The sequence below is a fragment of the Gemmatimonas groenlandica genome (genome assembly GCF_013004105.1).
GTDB classification, from domain to species: domain Bacteria; phylum Gemmatimonadota; class Gemmatimonadetes; order Gemmatimonadales; family Gemmatimonadaceae; genus Gemmatimonas; species Gemmatimonas groenlandica.
In genome coordinates this window covers 876,943-892,022 of the sequence record NZ_CP053085.1, presented here as the reverse complement: position 1 = coordinate 892,022, position 15,080 = coordinate 876,943, and the positions used below count along the sequence as shown (strand labels likewise).

Sequence of the window (15,080 nt, the reverse complement as noted above, 5' to 3'; positions counted from 1 at the left end):
GATCGTCGGAGGAGTCGAAAGAACGCCGCCGACGCCTAGACTAGCGGGAGCGGATACGTGACGCGCATCCCCGGCGCGTTCGGATTGTTGGTCGTGTCGCGGCTCACCACGGCGAACGGGGCAGCCGCGAGGCCGGGCACGTCCGCCACGAGCCCCGCTTTCACGTCTCCGCGGTACGCGTTCACGGTCACGCCGACGTAGCCCCGGCCGCGAAGCGCATCGAAGAATCGTTCGCCAAACGAGCGCTTCAACGCCGCCGCTTCATCCATGCGATCATGACGCGCGCGAACGATCGCGGCGACCTCGTCGAGCCGCTCACCGACAAGCCGTAGCATTGCGTCCTGCCTCAAACCGGCGGCGGCGGCGACGTCATGGCGAAACTTCTCCCGAACCTGGTCCGCCACCCGTTGCTGCTCGAACGCGCGCTGCTCCGCGTTGTCATTCATCCCTGCGCCACAGGCGAAAAGCTCGATCTGCTGATGTGCCTTGGACAGTCCTTCCTTCTCGATCACGGCGGCGAGCTGCGCGGCGGTGTAGTCCTTGCTGTCCGACGCCGGCGCCATGTTGGCGAGCGGATCGGCGCCGAGCGGGCGCAAGTGGTTCGGCACACGCTTCACGAGCTGTTGCTGATCCGCCGGCGGATCATCGTACAGCTCGCGCTCCCGATTGCGTTCGCCGCTCACCGCTTCCATCGCAAGATTGCCGGTCCCGTGGATGCAGATATACAGCACGTCCGTGGACCCGATCCCCGTGAGGCACCCGGAACACCCCAAGCTGCGAAAAATTCCCTTCCAACGGCCACGGCTGACGATGTTCCGTCGAGGGGCCGCGCACGTGCCTGGGGCCAGTGCATTGATCCGCACTTGCAGCTTACTCGCGATAGCCTGCAAGCCGGGAGTGGGAACCGGAAGGTAGATGTAGCTGGCCATGAAGGTCGGCTAGAGGAGAAGAAAAGCCCTCTCGCCAAACTACGCGTGCGACGGGAAAAGCCCAGCCCATTAGCTACCTGAAACCGTTCCCAGCCTCAGTCTGACCCGCCGCATCCTCCGATCACTTCCGCGTGGCCGCCGTTTTCGGCGTGTACCACTCCTGACGGATCCAATCCACCACCATCTCGATCTCACGCTGACTGAGGCTCTTCTCGGTGCCGTACGAAGGCATGCGATCGTTGTCACGGCCGAAGAAGCGCGGGTGCGACGGGTCGTTCACGAATGCCACCATCCACTCGCGCGAACCCCACCCATCGAGCTCCGGGCTATCTGTGCCGACATCCTGGAACTTGTGGCACTCGGCGCAGCCGTTCTTGGTGTTCCGCATGAACGCGATGCCCATCGCGATCTGCGCGCTGTCCTTCCGGTCCATCGCCGCCTGCGACGGCAGCGCCGCCTGCGCGGACAGCGCCAGCACCACGTTGCGGCGCGTCGCGATCTGCTCGTCCGTCTCCGGGATGTGATCGCCCAGCCAGCCGACCATGTCGCCTTCGGTGTGCGCAGTGCCGCCCCAGTACCGCGTCGTGAGAATGGTGTCGGCGTTGAGGAAGCCCTGCAGCCACTCGCGGGAGCCATAGCCCTTTAAATCGGACGCCGAGATCGAATCCTTCGGCAGCGCGTTGCCCATACCATCGTGCCCGTCGTAGCGATGGCACGATGCGCAGTTGCGTGAGAAGATGCGCGGGCCCTGCGTGTAGGGGTCGTTGCGCATCAGCGTGAGCGCGCCGGTGATCGGTACGCCGGCGTTCGCCATTTCCACTGCGCGCGCCGCGTCGCGCTGGGATACGGCCTTGGCCACCTGGTACTCGGGATCGTTGCGGTCGGCGCTGATCGACTGCCACGAGAGCAGCGCTGCACCGGCCAGCATCGCGAACATGAACCCGACATTGAAGCGATGTCCCAGCTTCCAGCGTCCGAGAAACGGCATCGCCATCAGCACCACGAGACCAAGCGTGGGGAGTACGATGGCGCCGATGATTTCCGTGCTGCCCGGGAAGTACTTGAGGAACTGGTACAGGAACAGGAAGTACCACTCGGGACGCGCGGCCGAGAACTGTTCGGCGGGATCCGCTGGCGCGCCGAGCGGAGCGCCCTGCTCTCGCACGACGAAGAAGAGCACGACAGCGAGCACGGCCAGACAGGCCACTGCGTCGCGCAGCACCTGCTCCGGCCAGAAGCCCTGATCGGGGCCCTTCAGCGGCTGCTTGGGGGTGAGGCCGTGCTTCCGGAACAAGTACACGTGTCCCACGATCAGCACGATGATGAGCCCCGGAATCACCCCGGCGTGCAGCGCGAAGAAGCGCGTGAGCGTGAGATGCCCGTAAGTCACGCCGCCCACCACCACCGTTTGCAGCGACTGTCCGATGCCCGGACTCATACCCACGATGTTGGTGGATACGGCCGTCGACCAGTAGCCGTTCTGATCCCACGGCAACAGATAGCCCGTGAGCGACAGCGCCAGCACCAGAATCAGCAGCACCACCCCGAACCAGTAGTTCATCTCGCGTGGCGCCTTGTACGCGCCGTCGATGATGACCTGCATGAGGTGCAGCACCAGCAATACCGTCATCGCCTGGGCGACGAAGTGATGCAAGCCCCGCAGGAACCAGCCGCCCAGCATTTGATGCTGGATGTAGTAGACACTCTCCCACGCCGTCTGCGAGCTCGGGCTGTAGGACATCCACAAGAACACGCCCGTGATGACCTGCACCACGAAGAAGAACGACAGCGTGCTGCCCCACACATAGCGCCAACGGGCACCACCGGGGACGTTCTCGAACAGGGCTTCGTGAAGCAGCCCTTTGTATCCGGTGCGCGAATCGAGCCAGGAACCGAGGGACGGACGTTCGTTACGCGGCTGCTCGGCCATCAGACGGCGATCTTGTCGGGGGAGCCTTTGCGGAAGTTCTGAAAGCGCACCCAGACCTCTCCGTCGCGAACCACCGCTTCCAGTTCATCCATGCCGCGTGGACTTGGGCTCTTTGGATCGGCGATCGCTCCATCCAGCGTGAAGCTGCTGCGGTGGCACGGGCAGAAGTAGCCGTGCGTGCTGGCGTTGTAGCCCACCGAGCATCCGAGATGCGGACACACCGAGTTGAGCACGCGCACCGTGGCATCTCCGGTGCGCTGCAGGTAGACCGACCCCACCGGCACGTTCTCGGTCTTGTTCCACGCATCGACCAGCGTGTCCAGCACCGGGAATTTGCGTGGCTGGCCGTCAGTCGCCAGCGACGCGAGCGACGCAACGCGAACGAGACCACGGGTGTCTGTCTTTCGCCGGAGCGGATCGAGCAGGGTGAACAGCCCGGCGACAGGCGCTACGACGGAAATGAGGCCGCCCACGACAACCGCGGCGGCCTTGGCTAAGAAGTTGCGCCGGTCGGGCGCGGGCGTAGACTCGGACATGTCGGCGATTAAAAGGCGGGTGGAAGCAGCCGGGGGCGCGCATGCCGCCCCGCACAGCCGACTCCATGTGCTAAGTGTACGCACGGGACCGGACCTTCGCTGACAGCCGTAGGGCCCAAGTCGGGAACATCATGAGCCGTGAACGGTACGTCAGCGAAGGGCCGCGCTTCCGCGTAATCTTTCCAACGAAGCGCCTCCGCGCGTCCCCGGTTGCGCACTTTCACTCCTCTTCGTAATCCATCTCACATGCATCTGCGACTCCGGCAGTTTGGTGCCGCCTGCGTTCTGGCCTTCGCCATTTCCAGCGTGGCCCACGCCCAGCAGGACGAAGAAAAGACGCCGCTCGGCAAGAAGATGAGCGCGATGAACACCGCGTTCAAAGCGGTTGGCCGTCAGATCGACGACCCCTCGAAGAATGCGAACACCCTCGAGCAGCTGGCCATCATCGAGACGAACGCCAAGGCGGCGCTGACGCTCGAGCCGGAGAAGCAGTCCAAGATCCCGGCGGCCGAGCAGGCCAAGTTCAAGGCGGGATATCAGGCCGGCATGAAGGAATTCATTGCGACCGTGCAGAAGCTCCAGGTGTCCATCAAGGCGGGCAAGAACGCGGAAGCAGTCGCCACGTACGATGAGATGAAGGGCATGCAGCGCGAAGGCCACAAGGAGTACCGTATCAAGAAGGCCGGCGCGCCCCCGGGCGGGAACTGACCGGCTAACCCGCCGGTCATGTGACGCACTAACGGTCCCGAATCCTGTGATTCGGGGCCGTTTTGCGCTCAGCTCCTCGAGCCCGAGAGCTCAGGCGGCGACCAGCTCCCGTGCGCCGAGCGCGCCATGCCGACGCGCAATCGCGATCACATCTTCGGCGTCGAGCACTTCGTGCTCCAGCAACGCGGCGGCAATCGCTTCCACAGCACCCCGATGCGCGCCGACGAGCGCCTCCGCACGATCGGCCTGCGCTTTCACGAGATCGGCCACTGCGTCATCGATTCGCGACTGCAACTGTGCGCTCGGTGCGCCGCCGCCATGCGCCGCCGGATCCGCGCTCACGAGTCCGACACGGTCGCTCATACCCATCTCACCCACCATGCGTCGAGCGACGCTGGTCGCTTGGATCAGGTCGCTCGCGGCTCCTGACGTGACGCCGTTCACACCGAGGAAGATCAACTCGGCGGCCCGACCGCCCAGCGCCTTGGCAATGACCCCTTCGAGGTAGCGACGCGAGTAGAGATGCTTGTCCGCTTCCGGTGAGAAGTGCGCCGCACCGAGTGAGCGTCCACGTGCCTGAATGGTCACCTTGTGGAGCCGGTCTTCCGGACAGGCGATCATGCCAACGACCGCATGACCCGCTTCGTGCAGGGCGATCACGTGCCGCTCACTCGGCGTGATCACCACCCCGGCGCGAATGCGACCCAGCAGGATCTTGTCGCGAGCCTGCTCGATGTCGGCACCGGTGATCATCGACGCTCCCGCGTGGACGGCCACCAATGCCGCCTCGTTCAACAGGTTGGCCAACTCCGCGCCCGAATAGCCGGGCGTGAGGCGGGCGATCACGTCCAGGTCGACGTTGGGGCTGAGTGGCGCGCGCGCGGCATGGATGCGCAGAATCTCAAGCCGATCGGCCAGCGTCGGGAGTGGAACCTCGACCACCCGATCGAAGCGTCCCGGACGGCGCACCGCCGGATCGAGCATGTCATCGCGGTTGGTGGCGGCCATCCACACCACGCCTTCGTTGCCCGCCATGCCATCCATTTCGACGAGAAGCGCGTTCAACGTGTTCTCTTCCTCGCCGCTGCGATTCGGTCGGCCGCGTCGTCCGCCGAGCGCTTCGAACTCATCGATGAAGATGATGCACGGCGCGGACTCGCGGGCACGACGGGCGAGTGCTCGCACCCGACTGGCGCCCACGCCCACGTACATCTCCGTGAAGTCGGATCCGCCCGCGATGATCACCGGAACACCGGCCTCACCGGCAACCGCGCGTGCGAGCAGCGTCTTGCCGGTTCCCGGCGGGCCGACAAGCAGGACCCCCTTCGGGCATCGCGCACCCATCGCCTCGAACTTTTCCGGAGACCGGAGAAATGCGACCACGTCTGCCAAGTCGGCTCGGGCTTCGCGCGCGCCTCCCACATCCGACATCGTCAGGTGTCGGGCTGGTGGTGCGACCACGAACGTGCCGCCGCGCATCCGGCGCTGCCACCCGACCAGGGTGCCTGCCGCGACGAGGACAATGAGGATCGGTACGAGCACGTTCCACGTTTGCGGGGATGACATCGTGTCGGCCGGGCGGACCGATACCGCGATGCCCGCGCTGCTCCACCGCTCGAAGTCCGCGAGTGCGACCGACGTCGGTACCAGCGTGATGACCCGCGTCGCACCGCGTGCATTCGCGAGCACGGCCCCCGGGGACAGCGTCACCGTAAGGCGGCGTCCACTCTCACCCACCTCGAGCGATGTCACGCTGCCGGTAGCGATCGCACCGGCGACATCGGAGTACCTTACGGTCGGTGGAAGCGCCGTGTCGCGGGCGGTGAGATACCAGCCGAGCGTGCTTGCGACCATCAGAAGTGTGATGACCGCCCCCACACGCCAGTAGCGCGTCGGTCCCGTTCCCTGCGGCCTCAGCAGCTCACGCCAAGACGAACGGCGGGCGCGGGCATCGGTCGCGCTGGCACGACGGACGGTGCGACGAAGATCGGATGACGACATGAACTCGGGAGTAGGCGACGGAGGCGGACCTCCAGACGAAGGCGGACCTCCACGAGCGACGACGGTGTCGACCGAGCGTCACACGGGTGGCCTCTCTCGTCATGCGAACTGCCAACGCACGTGGGCATTTGCCCCCGCTTGGCGTCGATGCGAACTCGTTGCCGGTTGCGTGGCGCTGGAGTTCCAGCGCAGGGAGTGCGATAGTTTCCCGGCGGATCCCGGGCAGTGTTCGCGCTCGCGCTTCGATTCCCCCACGGCTCCTCGAGGAACTCATGCGTCCTGCGTTGCTCGCCTTTGCTGCCACCGTGTGTCTGTCCGCCTGCGAGTCCCCGGCGCGCATCGCCGCGCCTGATGTCCTTCAGCGATCGGCGATCACGAGCAGCACCGCGACGGGGAGTGTCGGCAGTGGCGTGTTCCTCGAGAGCTCTCCACTCGGTAAGCTCGGCCTCAAGGCGTGGGACACGTGGACCACCAAGGTGGGTGGTCGTTCGGCGTACGTGATGTGGTATACCGATTGGTCGAGCAACTTTCAGGGCTTCGCGGTGACCAGCGCGTACGACCGTGCCTCGACACCGGTGATCACGTGGGAGATGAAGAATCGCCGCGGAAAGATCACCTATGCCGACGTCCTAGCCGGCAAGCACAACACGTACATCGACAGCTGGGCTACCGACGCGAAGGCAGACGGCCGACCGATCGTGGTACGACTCGGTCATGAGATGAACGGCGACTGGTATGGTTGGGGCGGTGCGCAAAACGGCGGCAGCGAACAGTCACCGGCGCAGTTCATTGCCATGTGGCGCTATGTGCGCGGCCGGTTCCAAACGAAGAACGTGACAAACGTGAGTTGGGCGTGGTGCGTGAACCACGAGTCGGTGCCCAACGCGAGTTGGAATCAACCCGAGAACTACTATCCCGGCGATGCGTATGTGGACTGGATCTGCGCCGACGGCTACAACTGGGGCACGAGTCAAACGTGGAGCAGTTGGAAGACGTTCGATGAAGTCTTCGCGCCAATTTACGGCCGACTCACGACACTCGCGCCGACCAAGCCATTCATGATCGGCGAGTTCGCCTCATCGGAGCTCGGTGGATCAAAGGCCACCTGGATCACGGCTGCCGCCTCGAGCATGGCGACGTCGTATCCGCAACTGCGCGCGTTCATGTGGTTCAACATGAACAAAGAAACAGACTGGCGCGTGGAGTCGAGTGCGTCGTCGCTCGCCGCCTTCAGGTCGGCGTTTGTGGGCGATCCAGTGTTCGCGTGGAAGTGAGACACGAAAGCACCATCGAAGCACGTGGAGAAAAAGCAACGCCCCGCAACGGAAACCGTTGCGGGGCTCTGCCTTATCTCAGAGCGGGCGACCGGACTCGAACCGGCGACGTCCAGCTTGGGAAGCTGGCATTCTACCAACTGAATTACGCCCGCAGCGCGGCCGAGCCTCCGACCACCCCACCCCAGAAGCTACTCCGCGCGGCCCGCTCGGGTAAAGCCCTCGCCCCCCAATCCGCGCCACCTGCACGATCTCGTCCCATCCATACGACGTCTAGCTGGAGCGTACTACCTTCCGGTGACACCTCTGCCCCGTCCCGCCGTGCGCCTGCCTGAGTTCATCGAAGCCAACCGCGACGCCATTCTCGCTGCTTGGGAGGAGTTTGCCAGCACCCGAGAAGGCGCCGAGCACCTCGACCGCGCGGCACTGCGCGACCACTCCGCCAGCATGCTCCGCGACATCGTCGCCGACCTGCACCGGACGCAGTCGCATGACACCGGGGCCCACAAGGCGCGCGCCGAGCACGACGAATCGGTGGGGGGCTACGACTCGGCGGCCCAGGCGCACGGAGCCGAGCGCGCACACCATGGATTCAGCGTCGGAGAGATGGTCTCGGAGTTCCGTGCGCTGCGGGCGAGCGTGCTCCGGCTCTGGACCGCATCCCGCGCGACGCTCGACACCGATGACATCAACGATCTCCTGCGCTTCAACGCGTCCGTCGACCAATCCATAGGTGAATCGGTCACGCGTTTTACCAGCAGCATCGACGAGTCCAAGGATCTGTTTCTCGCGATCCTCAGCCACGATCTTCGCGCGCCGCTGCAGACGGTGCTCATGGTCACGGATCACCTGGCCACCAGTCCGTCACGCGACACGACGCAGTCCGTGCTTGTCTCGCGCGCCTCGCGCAGTGTGACCCGCATGATCGAACTGGTCGATGACCTGCTCGACTTCACGCGCACGCGTATGGGGGCGGGACTGGGCATTGCCTCCGAAGCCACCGACCTGAGCACGCTCGTCCAGCACGCCGTGGAGGAGATCGAAGCCGCCCACCCGCAGTGGGCCTTCGAGCCGCAGATCGAAGCGGGACTGTGGGCGCCGGTGGACGCCGCGCGAATCCGACAGGTGCTTGCCAATCTGCTCAGCAATGCGGTGCATCACGGGGATTCGTCACTGCCCGTGTCGATCCGCGCGCATGGGACCGATCGCCAGGTAGTCATCGACGTCGGCAACTTCGGTCGTGTGATTCCCGCCGCCGACATCGCTGGATTGTTCAGTCCGTTCAAGCGCGTGCTCGCCGACGCGCCCTCGGATTCCGCCGACCACCACCTCGGCCTTGGCCTATACATCACCGATCGCATCGTGTCCGCGCACAACGGGCGCATCGACGTCACCTCGTCGATTGAAGCTGGTACGACCTTCCGCGTAACGCTGCCGCGCTGAGACATCGAGCGTGTAGCGAAACGCGTATCGAGGATTCGGCGACCGCGTGTACGTCATCTGACGGATACCGTGGCCCTCCCGCACGCCAGAAGGTAGAGGCACGCACAGTGTGCGATGCAGCACTACCTAATTGGGCGTGTGCCCGGGAGATGTCTCCATGTTGCTCCACTTCCAGCGTTCCGTGCTCGCCGTCGTCGCGAGCGCCGCAGTTGTCATGCTTGCCGCGTGCAGCGACGGGATCGTCGCGCCATCAACGGCCGTCACCGCCTCACCCGCCCTCGAGAAGACCGCCGGACCGCCGGCGTACGGCCCATGGGCGCGCATCGTCGAGGGCAGCACCGGCCCTGGCGCCCTGTACGCCATGTACGTGCCCACCGCCTGGAATGGTCAGACCGTCACGGTCGCGCACGGCTTCCGCGATGTCTCCACGCCCGTCGATCTCCGTGATCAGGACGGACTCTACGCGACGCGGGAAGCGCTGGGCGCACTCGGATACGCCGTTGCCTACTCGAGTTATTCCGAGAATGGCTTCGTCGTGAAGGACGGCGCGCAGCGCACGCACCAATTGCGGGGCCTGCTCGCGTCGAACCTCCCGGCCACACCGACGAAAAACTATCTGATCGGATATTCACTGGGCGGCGGCGTCGCGCTCACGCTCGCCGAGCAGTACGCGTCGCAGTATGACGGCGCGCTGCTCGTGTGCGGAATGGTCGGCGGGTCGCGTGTCCAGACGCAGTATCTCGGGCACGTACGTGCCCTGGCTGATGCGTACTTCCCCGGCATGCTGCCCGGCAACGTGCTCGGCGTGCCGGCCAACACCGTCATCAATCCGATGACGATCATCGGCACCATCGCGCCGAGTCCGGCCAACCAGGCCAAACTGCTGGCGATGGCCAGCACGGCGCAAACGCCGCTGCCCGTCGATCCCGCGAATTTCTTCCCGAGCCTCCTCGAGTCGCTGATCACCGGCGTATCCTTTCACGCGCGCGGCATCAACAACATCGTGGAGCTGACGCACGGCTTCTCCCCCTTCGACAATGCGACGACCGTGTATAGCGTCGGCACGCCGCTGCTTCCGGCGGCCGCGCTCACGCCCTTGCTGCAGCTGGCCAACGCGACCGTCACGCGCTATACCATCGATCCGGCGGCCGAGCAGTATCTGTCGCACAATTTCACACCATCGGGAGACCTACGCATTCCGGTGCTCACGGTGCACAACGCGTACGATCCGGCCGTGCCGGTGCAGCATGAGTCCGAACTGCTAAATGCCGTCACGGCCGCCGGCGCCACCGATTTTCTGTCGCAGCGCTTGATCAATCGCTATGGCCACTGCAAGGTCAACGCGGCGGAAATCTCCGATGCCTTCGGCGATCTCACCGCGTGGGTCACCAGCGGTGTGAAACCGGCCCCGTAGTCCACGGCGCAGGCGCCTGGGCGTGCGAAACGAGGGCGGGGAGAGAGAAACTCCCCGCCCTCGGAGCTGGCCGTCGTCATGCGACCTCTGACGCGTGACGTATCTCCAAGCGCCGTTCGTCGAGCCGGCCCGTGGCTAAATTGTCCCGATGACTTTGCCGCACCTTCTCATCGTCGACGCCCAATCATTGGCCGGCCGCGCTGCTCACGTGGCAGCCGGCGATGTCACGAACGGCGTGCGTCTCTGGTGCCAGATGGCGCGGGGCGCGGCGATGGATATCGCCGCCACGCACCTGGTGGCCGCCTGGGACCACGAAGGGCCGACCTTTCGGCATGCCCTGTTCCCCACGTACAAGCACCGGCGCACCGGCTCGATGCGCACCCGCATCACCCCCATCCGCGAAGGCGTGGAAGCGACCGGCATCGCCAGTGTGAGTGTCGCGTCGTTCGAAGGCGATGACAGCGTGGCCTCGCTCATGGCGCGCTTCCGCGATGAGGCACGGGTAACCGTGCTGTCGAACGACTCCGACCTGCTCCAGTTCGTGTCGGAAGGCGTCGATGTGGCGACGTATGTGGGTGCCGGAAAAGGACCGAACGGCATGCGGATCAAGCCGTGGAGTGCCGCCGAAGTGTTGGCCAAGTTCGGAGTGCTTCCCCCCAACCTGCCGGCCTTCAAGGCGCTGTGCGGCGAAGAGGGCGACGACATTCCCGGCGTGAAGAGCGTGGGGAAAGGCACCGCGGTGAAGCTGCTGCGACGCTGGCAGTCCATCGAGAAGGCCCTCGAGGCCAGCGAGTTCGTGAGTCATCGTGACGACACCGCGAAGCTGGCCGGGCAGCACGAGCACCTACGACTGATGCTGCAGCTCACCACAATCCGTCAGGATGTGCCGCTGCCCGAGATAGATCTCGCGCGATGCGCCTTGAGTGCCATCGCCTGGCCCGGTGGTTCACAGGCGCGTGCCGGCGTGGCGGCCGGCAGCACCGACGGTCCGGTGTCGCGTACTGCGGCCGGCCCCGGGCTCGATGTCGTGCCATTTCCCGAAGAATGACGGCGCACGTACCCACCCGGCTCCGCCGCGCGGCGGCCCTGGCAGCCCTTCTGGGGGCCTGCGCGACGGCCGCGTCGGCCAACCCCTTCTCGGCCCGCGATCGCCGCGTGGTGGACCGCGTAGAGGCCGGCAACGCCAGCAGTGAAGCGATGCACGGATACGCGGCGCATGAGGACACCACCGGCACGGCCGACGGCCGCGCCTTCCGGCAGGCTCGCGACTGGATCCGATACGCCCTCACGACCTTCGACGATACGGACGTCACGATCGCCTGCACGTTCCTGAGCACCACCTCGGGCGACTACGATCTAGTCGTGGAGGATAGTCTCATCGCCTCCAGGCACTACGCGGCGGCAGGCGCTACGCCCACCGTCGTCGAAATCCTCGTGCCGTACGCGGTGACGAAGGGCAAGACCAGCATTGCCGTGGTGCTGCGCGCGCGCGGCGGCCCCACACCGCGGCTGCACGAGCTCCGCACGATTCAGGACCACAACGAAGTGGCCCCCTTCGCCGTCGTTCAACAGCACCAGACCCCGATGTTCTCTCCCCCTGGAGTCGTCCGATGAAGCCGTTGTCCGTTTCGCGTGCCACGCGCGCGCTGTGCGCCCTCGCCTCTGCCGTTGCGCTGCTCGACGGGCGCGCCCTCGCCGCTCAAGGCCCTGCCAAGGCGACCGCGACCAAGGCGACCGGCGGTGCGCAGTGGCTCACGCGACCTGAGCGTACCGACTTCGCCGAGACGAGCCGGTACGACGAGGTCATCGCGTACATGAAGCAGATGGCGGCGGTGAATCCGAATATTCATCTCACCACCTACGGCTACACCACCGAAGGACGGCCGCTGCCGCTCGCCGTGATCGGCGCGCCCGGCGCCACCGCGGCGCAGGTGCTCGCGACCAACAAGACCCGTGTGTACATCCAGGGCAACATTCACGCGGGTGAAGTGGAAGGAAAGGAAGCGCTGCTCTGGTTGCTGCGCTCCATCGCGAAGGGCGAGCGCAATGCGTGGCTCAAGACCACCGTGCTGCTGATCAACCCGATCTACAACGCCGACGGCAATGAACGCGTGGCGGTCACCAACCGCGGATCGCAGGCGGGCCCGGTGGGTGGCATGGGCACGCGTGAGAATGCGTTGGGCCTCGATCTCAATCGCGACGGGACCAAGATGGAAACCGCCGAAGCGCGTTCGATGGCGTCGCTGCTCACACGCTATCAGCCGCACGTGGCGATGGATCTGCACACCACTGACGGGAGCTCCACCAGCGGGTTCAACATGACGTACGAGACCTCGCTCAATCCGAACAACTCGAAGGCGCAAATGAGCCTGCTGCGCGACGTATTGCTGCCGGAGATCACGAAGAACGTGAAGGCGAAACACGGCTCCGACTGGTTCTACTACGGCGGCGTGTCGGGCACCGGCGATCAACGCGCCTGGCGTTCCGACGCCGAGCTCGCGAAGCCGCGCTACACGTCCACGTATTACGGTGTGCGCAATATCCTCGGTCTGCTCACCGAGACCTACTCGTACGCGTCGTTCAAGACGCGCATCACCGAGACGTACTGGTTCCTCGAGGAGTCGCTCGGCTACGTGGCATCGCACGGCGAGACGGTGCGCGACGTGGTCGCCAAGGCCAACGCCGAGTCGATCATCGGCCAGCAGCTTGCCGTGCGTCAGCAGTTGGTGAAGGCACCGGCACTGCAGAAGATCGTGTTCGCGCCCACCATCTCGGTGCGCAATCCGTATGTCGCCGACCGTCCGTATCGCTTGCGTCCCGATGGCTTGGGCGACGCCAACGTGACGAGCGAAATGCTGCCGTTCTACGGCACCGCCGAGCCCACCGAGACGACTCTGGCACCGCGAGCGTGGGTCGTGCCCATGACGGCGGCACCCACCGCAGCGGCAGCGCCGGCACCCGCGCCTGGTGGAGTCGGCGGCACACGCGGTGGAGCGGCCGGCACACCGACGCAGCGCATGATGGCCACGGTGATCGATCGACTCGAGGCCCACGGCATTCGCTACAGCGTGACGACGGCTGACCAGCCGTTCAGCGGTGACCGCTTCAAGATCGCGACCAATACGCTGGAGACACGCGAGTACCAAGGCACGCACAAGGGGCGCACGCTCACCGGCGCGTGGGAAGCGACCGAGCAGACGTTGCCGGCCGGCTCTCTGGTGATTCCGATGGATCAGCCGTTGGCGCGCCTGACGTTCATCCTGATGGACCCGCGCTCCGACGACGGCTTCATGTGGTGGAACCTGCTCGACGCCGTACTGGGTCAGTCGCCGGCACCGGCGTACTTCCCCGTGCTGCGCTCGATGAACGCGGTGAGGTAACGACCGATCACGGCCTCGGCGTCGCGCCGTTTACGCCTCGACCCAGTCGGCAGCCAGACGCCGCGACGCCAACCAGAGCAGCAGCGACGCCATCACGTAGAAGCCGGCGCCGTAGTAGAGCGCGTAGCGCATCGACTCGGTGCCGTAGCGCGGCGCGAGCAGGTCTGACAGGTAGCCGAAGATCCAGAGGCCCACCGCGATGCCCAGCAGATTGTTGATCAACAAAAAGAGCGAATTGGTTGTGGTGCGCATGTTCGCCGGCGCGAGGTGTTGCACCGCGCCGATGACCGGCCCGAGCCACGCGAGATTGAGACCAGTGGGCACCAGGAACAGCACGAAGGCCCACACCAGCGACGTCGTGTTCATGGCGGCGTAGGCAAATGGGAGCGCCACCAGAAAGCACACGGCCGGCGTGAGGGCGTACGCGGCGCGGTTCTTCTTCGCGAAGCGGTCGGCGAACGCACCGCCCAGCCAGATGCCGGCCACGCCACCGATCAGGTTGATCCCGCCGTAGTACCACGAGGTCTGCACCAAGGTGAGGCCGAGACTGCGGATGAAGAAGCTTGGCAGCCAGAAGGCCACGCCGTATCCGCACACCGACGAGCAGGCGGCCCCGAGTGCGAGCAGCCAGAAGGTCGGCTTCGGCAACACGGTCGCCACCACGTTCGAGAACGGTGGCGCGATCGACGGCGCGGCGGCGGTGGCGCCGTCGAGCCCACCGCGCACCGGATCCTTCACGACGAGCTTGAAAATCGGCGCCAACAGCACGCCAGCGCCGCCGACGATGAAGAACGCCACGCGCCAGCTGATCGACGCAGCGATGAGGCCGCCGAAGAGAATGCCGAGCGCGGATCCCACGGGAATCCCGAACGAGTACGCAGCGAGCGCCCGGGCGCGCTGCTCCTTCGGGAAGTAGTCGCTGACGAGCGAATAGGCCGGTGCCACCCCACCGGCTTCACCGAAGCCCACGCCGACGCGCGCCAGGAACAACGACCAGAAGCCAGTCGCGAAGCCACAGGCCATCGTGAACGCGCTCCAGAGGCCCAGCGCCGCCGTCATGATCCAAGTGCGACTGGCCCGATCGGCGAGCCACGCAATCGGCACCGCCAACGTGGAGTAGAGCATCGCGAAGGCGAGCCCACCCATCAGCCCGAGCTGTGTGTCGGTGAGCCCGAGCTCCTTCTTGATCGGTTCCTTGAGAATGCCGAGGATCTGGCGATCAAGAAAGTTGAACGTGTAGGCAAGTACGAGCATCGCGAGCACGACGTAGCGATAGCGCGAGCCTTGCTCCGCGGGATTGACGGGGGCATTCGCGGGCGATTGCGTCGACGGAGTGGCCATGTCGGGAATGTGCATGGTCGAGCGCGTGTGCACAGCTGTGCCAATGGTGCCAATACGCCGCAAACGCGAAACGGCCCCCGAGTGATCGGGGGCCGCTTCGATGTTGCTGCTATGAATCTGCTCT

The 15,080-nt window shown here is 65.4% G+C and carries 12 protein-coding genes and 1 tRNA gene; 7 read left to right on the top strand and 6 right to left on the bottom strand.

What is annotated here, in order from left to right; all coding sequences use genetic code 11:
• Positions 1 to 35: 35 nt before the first annotated feature.
• The 3 genes from HKW67_RS03700 to HKW67_RS03690 all read right to left on the bottom strand — a co-directional run bounded on the left by HKW67_RS03700 (position 36) and on the right by HKW67_RS03690 (position 3,395).
• Positions 36 to 731, bottom strand: coding sequence for a hypothetical protein (locus tag HKW67_RS03700; protein ID WP_171224106.1), 696 nt, complete (start codon positions 729 to 731; stop codon positions 36 to 38).
• 319 nt (positions 732 to 1,050) lie between these two features.
• Positions 1,051 to 2,859, bottom strand: a complete 1,809-nt coding sequence (locus HKW67_RS03695) for a cytochrome b N-terminal domain-containing protein (protein ID WP_171224105.1) — start codon at positions 2,857 to 2,859, stop codon at positions 1,051 to 1,053.
• Positions 2,859 to 3,395, bottom strand: a complete 537-nt coding sequence (locus tag HKW67_RS03690; RefSeq protein WP_171224104.1) for a Rieske (2Fe-2S) protein — start codon at positions 3,393 to 3,395, stop codon at positions 2,859 to 2,861. Before HKW67_RS03690 ends, HKW67_RS03695 begins: the two co-directional genes overlap by 1 nt.
• Before the next feature lie 246 nt (positions 3,396 to 3,641).
• Here HKW67_RS03690 and HKW67_RS03685 point away from each other — a divergent pair, with 246 nt between their 5' ends.
• Entirely contained in the window at positions 3,642 to 4,103 is a 462-nt protein-coding gene (locus HKW67_RS03685) for a cytochrome b562 (protein WP_171224103.1), read from the top strand.
• 90 nt (positions 4,104 to 4,193) lie between these two features.
• Here HKW67_RS03685 and HKW67_RS03680 read toward each other — a convergent pair whose 3' ends face one another.
• Positions 4,194 to 6,104 (bottom strand): ATP-dependent metallopeptidase FtsH/Yme1/Tma family protein, encoded by a 1,911-nt coding sequence (locus HKW67_RS03680; RefSeq protein ID WP_171224102.1) that lies wholly within the window; start codon positions 6,102 to 6,104, stop codon positions 4,194 to 4,196.
• 272 nt (positions 6,105 to 6,376) lie between these two features.
• On the opposite strand from HKW67_RS03680, the gene HKW67_RS03675 reads away from it, so the two are divergent.
• Positions 6,377 to 7,378: a glycoside hydrolase family 26 protein gene (locus HKW67_RS03675; protein ID WP_171224101.1), complete on the top strand. Its 1,002-nt coding sequence runs from the start codon at positions 6,377 to 6,379 to the stop codon at positions 7,376 to 7,378.
• An 82-nt stretch (positions 7,379 to 7,460) separates the two neighbouring features.
• Here HKW67_RS03675 and HKW67_RS03670 read toward each other — a convergent pair.
• Positions 7,461 to 7,533 (bottom strand) — tRNA-Gly (locus HKW67_RS03670).
• Positions 7,534 to 7,699: 166 nt separating this feature from the next.
• Here HKW67_RS03670 and HKW67_RS03665 point away from each other — a divergent pair.
• The 5 genes from HKW67_RS03665 (at position 7,700) to HKW67_RS03645 (ending at position 13,615) form a co-directional block, all read left to right on the top strand.
• Positions 7,700 to 8,821, top strand: a complete 1,122-nt coding sequence (locus tag HKW67_RS03665) for a sensor histidine kinase (protein ID WP_171224100.1) — start codon at positions 7,700 to 7,702, stop codon at positions 8,819 to 8,821.
• Positions 8,822 to 8,978: 157 nt separating this feature from the next.
• Entirely contained in the window at positions 8,979 to 10,235 is a 1,257-nt protein-coding gene (locus tag HKW67_RS03660; protein ID WP_171224099.1) for an alpha/beta hydrolase-fold protein, read from the top strand.
• Positions 10,236 to 10,383: 148 nt separating this feature from the next.
• On the top strand, positions 10,384 to 11,283 hold the full coding sequence (locus HKW67_RS03655) for a 5'-3' exonuclease (RefSeq protein WP_171224098.1): 900 nt from the start codon (positions 10,384 to 10,386) through the stop codon (positions 11,281 to 11,283).
• On the top strand, positions 11,280 to 11,849 hold the full coding sequence (locus tag HKW67_RS03650; protein ID WP_171224097.1) for a DUF6805 domain-containing protein: 570 nt from the start codon (positions 11,280 to 11,282) through the stop codon (positions 11,847 to 11,849). The genes HKW67_RS03655 and HKW67_RS03650 overlap by 4 nt, the downstream gene beginning before the upstream one ends.
• Entirely contained in the window at positions 11,846 to 13,615 is a 1,770-nt protein-coding gene (locus HKW67_RS03645) for a M14 family zinc carboxypeptidase (RefSeq protein ID WP_171224096.1), read from the top strand. The genes HKW67_RS03650 and HKW67_RS03645 overlap by 4 nt, the downstream gene beginning before the upstream one ends.
• Before the next feature lie 30 nt (positions 13,616 to 13,645).
• On the opposite strand, the gene HKW67_RS03640 is transcribed toward HKW67_RS03645, so the two are convergent.
• Positions 13,646 to 14,956: a spinster family MFS transporter gene (locus tag HKW67_RS03640; RefSeq protein ID WP_171224095.1), complete on the bottom strand. Its 1,311-nt coding sequence runs from the start codon at positions 14,954 to 14,956 to the stop codon at positions 13,646 to 13,648.
• Positions 14,957 to 15,080 lie beyond the last annotated feature (124 nt).

Bases quoted from the DNA above. Each gene is read 5' to 3' on its own strand.
- HKW67_RS03645 (WP_171224096.1), top strand. From the start codon at position 11,846: ATGAAGCCGTTGTCCGTTTCGCGTGCCACGCGCGCGCTGTGCGCCCTC.
- HKW67_RS03695 (WP_171224105.1), bottom strand. From the start codon at position 2,859: ATGGCCGAGCAGCCGCGTAACGAACGTCCGTCCCTCGGTTCCTGGCTC.
- HKW67_RS03680 (WP_171224102.1), bottom strand. From the start codon at position 6,104: ATGTCGTCATCCGATCTTCGTCGCACCGTCCGTCGTGCCAGCGCGACC.
- HKW67_RS03655 (WP_171224098.1), top strand. From the start codon at position 10,384: ATGACTTTGCCGCACCTTCTCATCGTCGACGCCCAATCATTGGCCGGC.
- HKW67_RS03660 (WP_171224099.1), top strand. From the start codon at position 8,979: ATGTTGCTCCACTTCCAGCGTTCCGTGCTCGCCGTCGTCGCGAGCGCC.
- HKW67_RS03690 (WP_171224104.1), bottom strand. From the start codon at position 3,395: ATGTCCGAGTCTACGCCCGCGCCCGACCGGCGCAACTTCTTAGCCAAG.
- HKW67_RS03650 (WP_171224097.1), top strand. From the start codon at position 11,280: ATGACGGCGCACGTACCCACCCGGCTCCGCCGCGCGGCGGCCCTGGCA.
- HKW67_RS03675 (WP_171224101.1), top strand. From the start codon at position 6,377: ATGCGTCCTGCGTTGCTCGCCTTTGCTGCCACCGTGTGTCTGTCCGCC.
- HKW67_RS03685 (WP_171224103.1), top strand. From the start codon at position 3,642: ATGCATCTGCGACTCCGGCAGTTTGGTGCCGCCTGCGTTCTGGCCTTC.
- HKW67_RS03640 (WP_171224095.1), bottom strand. From the start codon at position 14,956: ATGGCCACTCCGTCGACGCAATCGCCCGCGAATGCCCCCGTCAATCCC.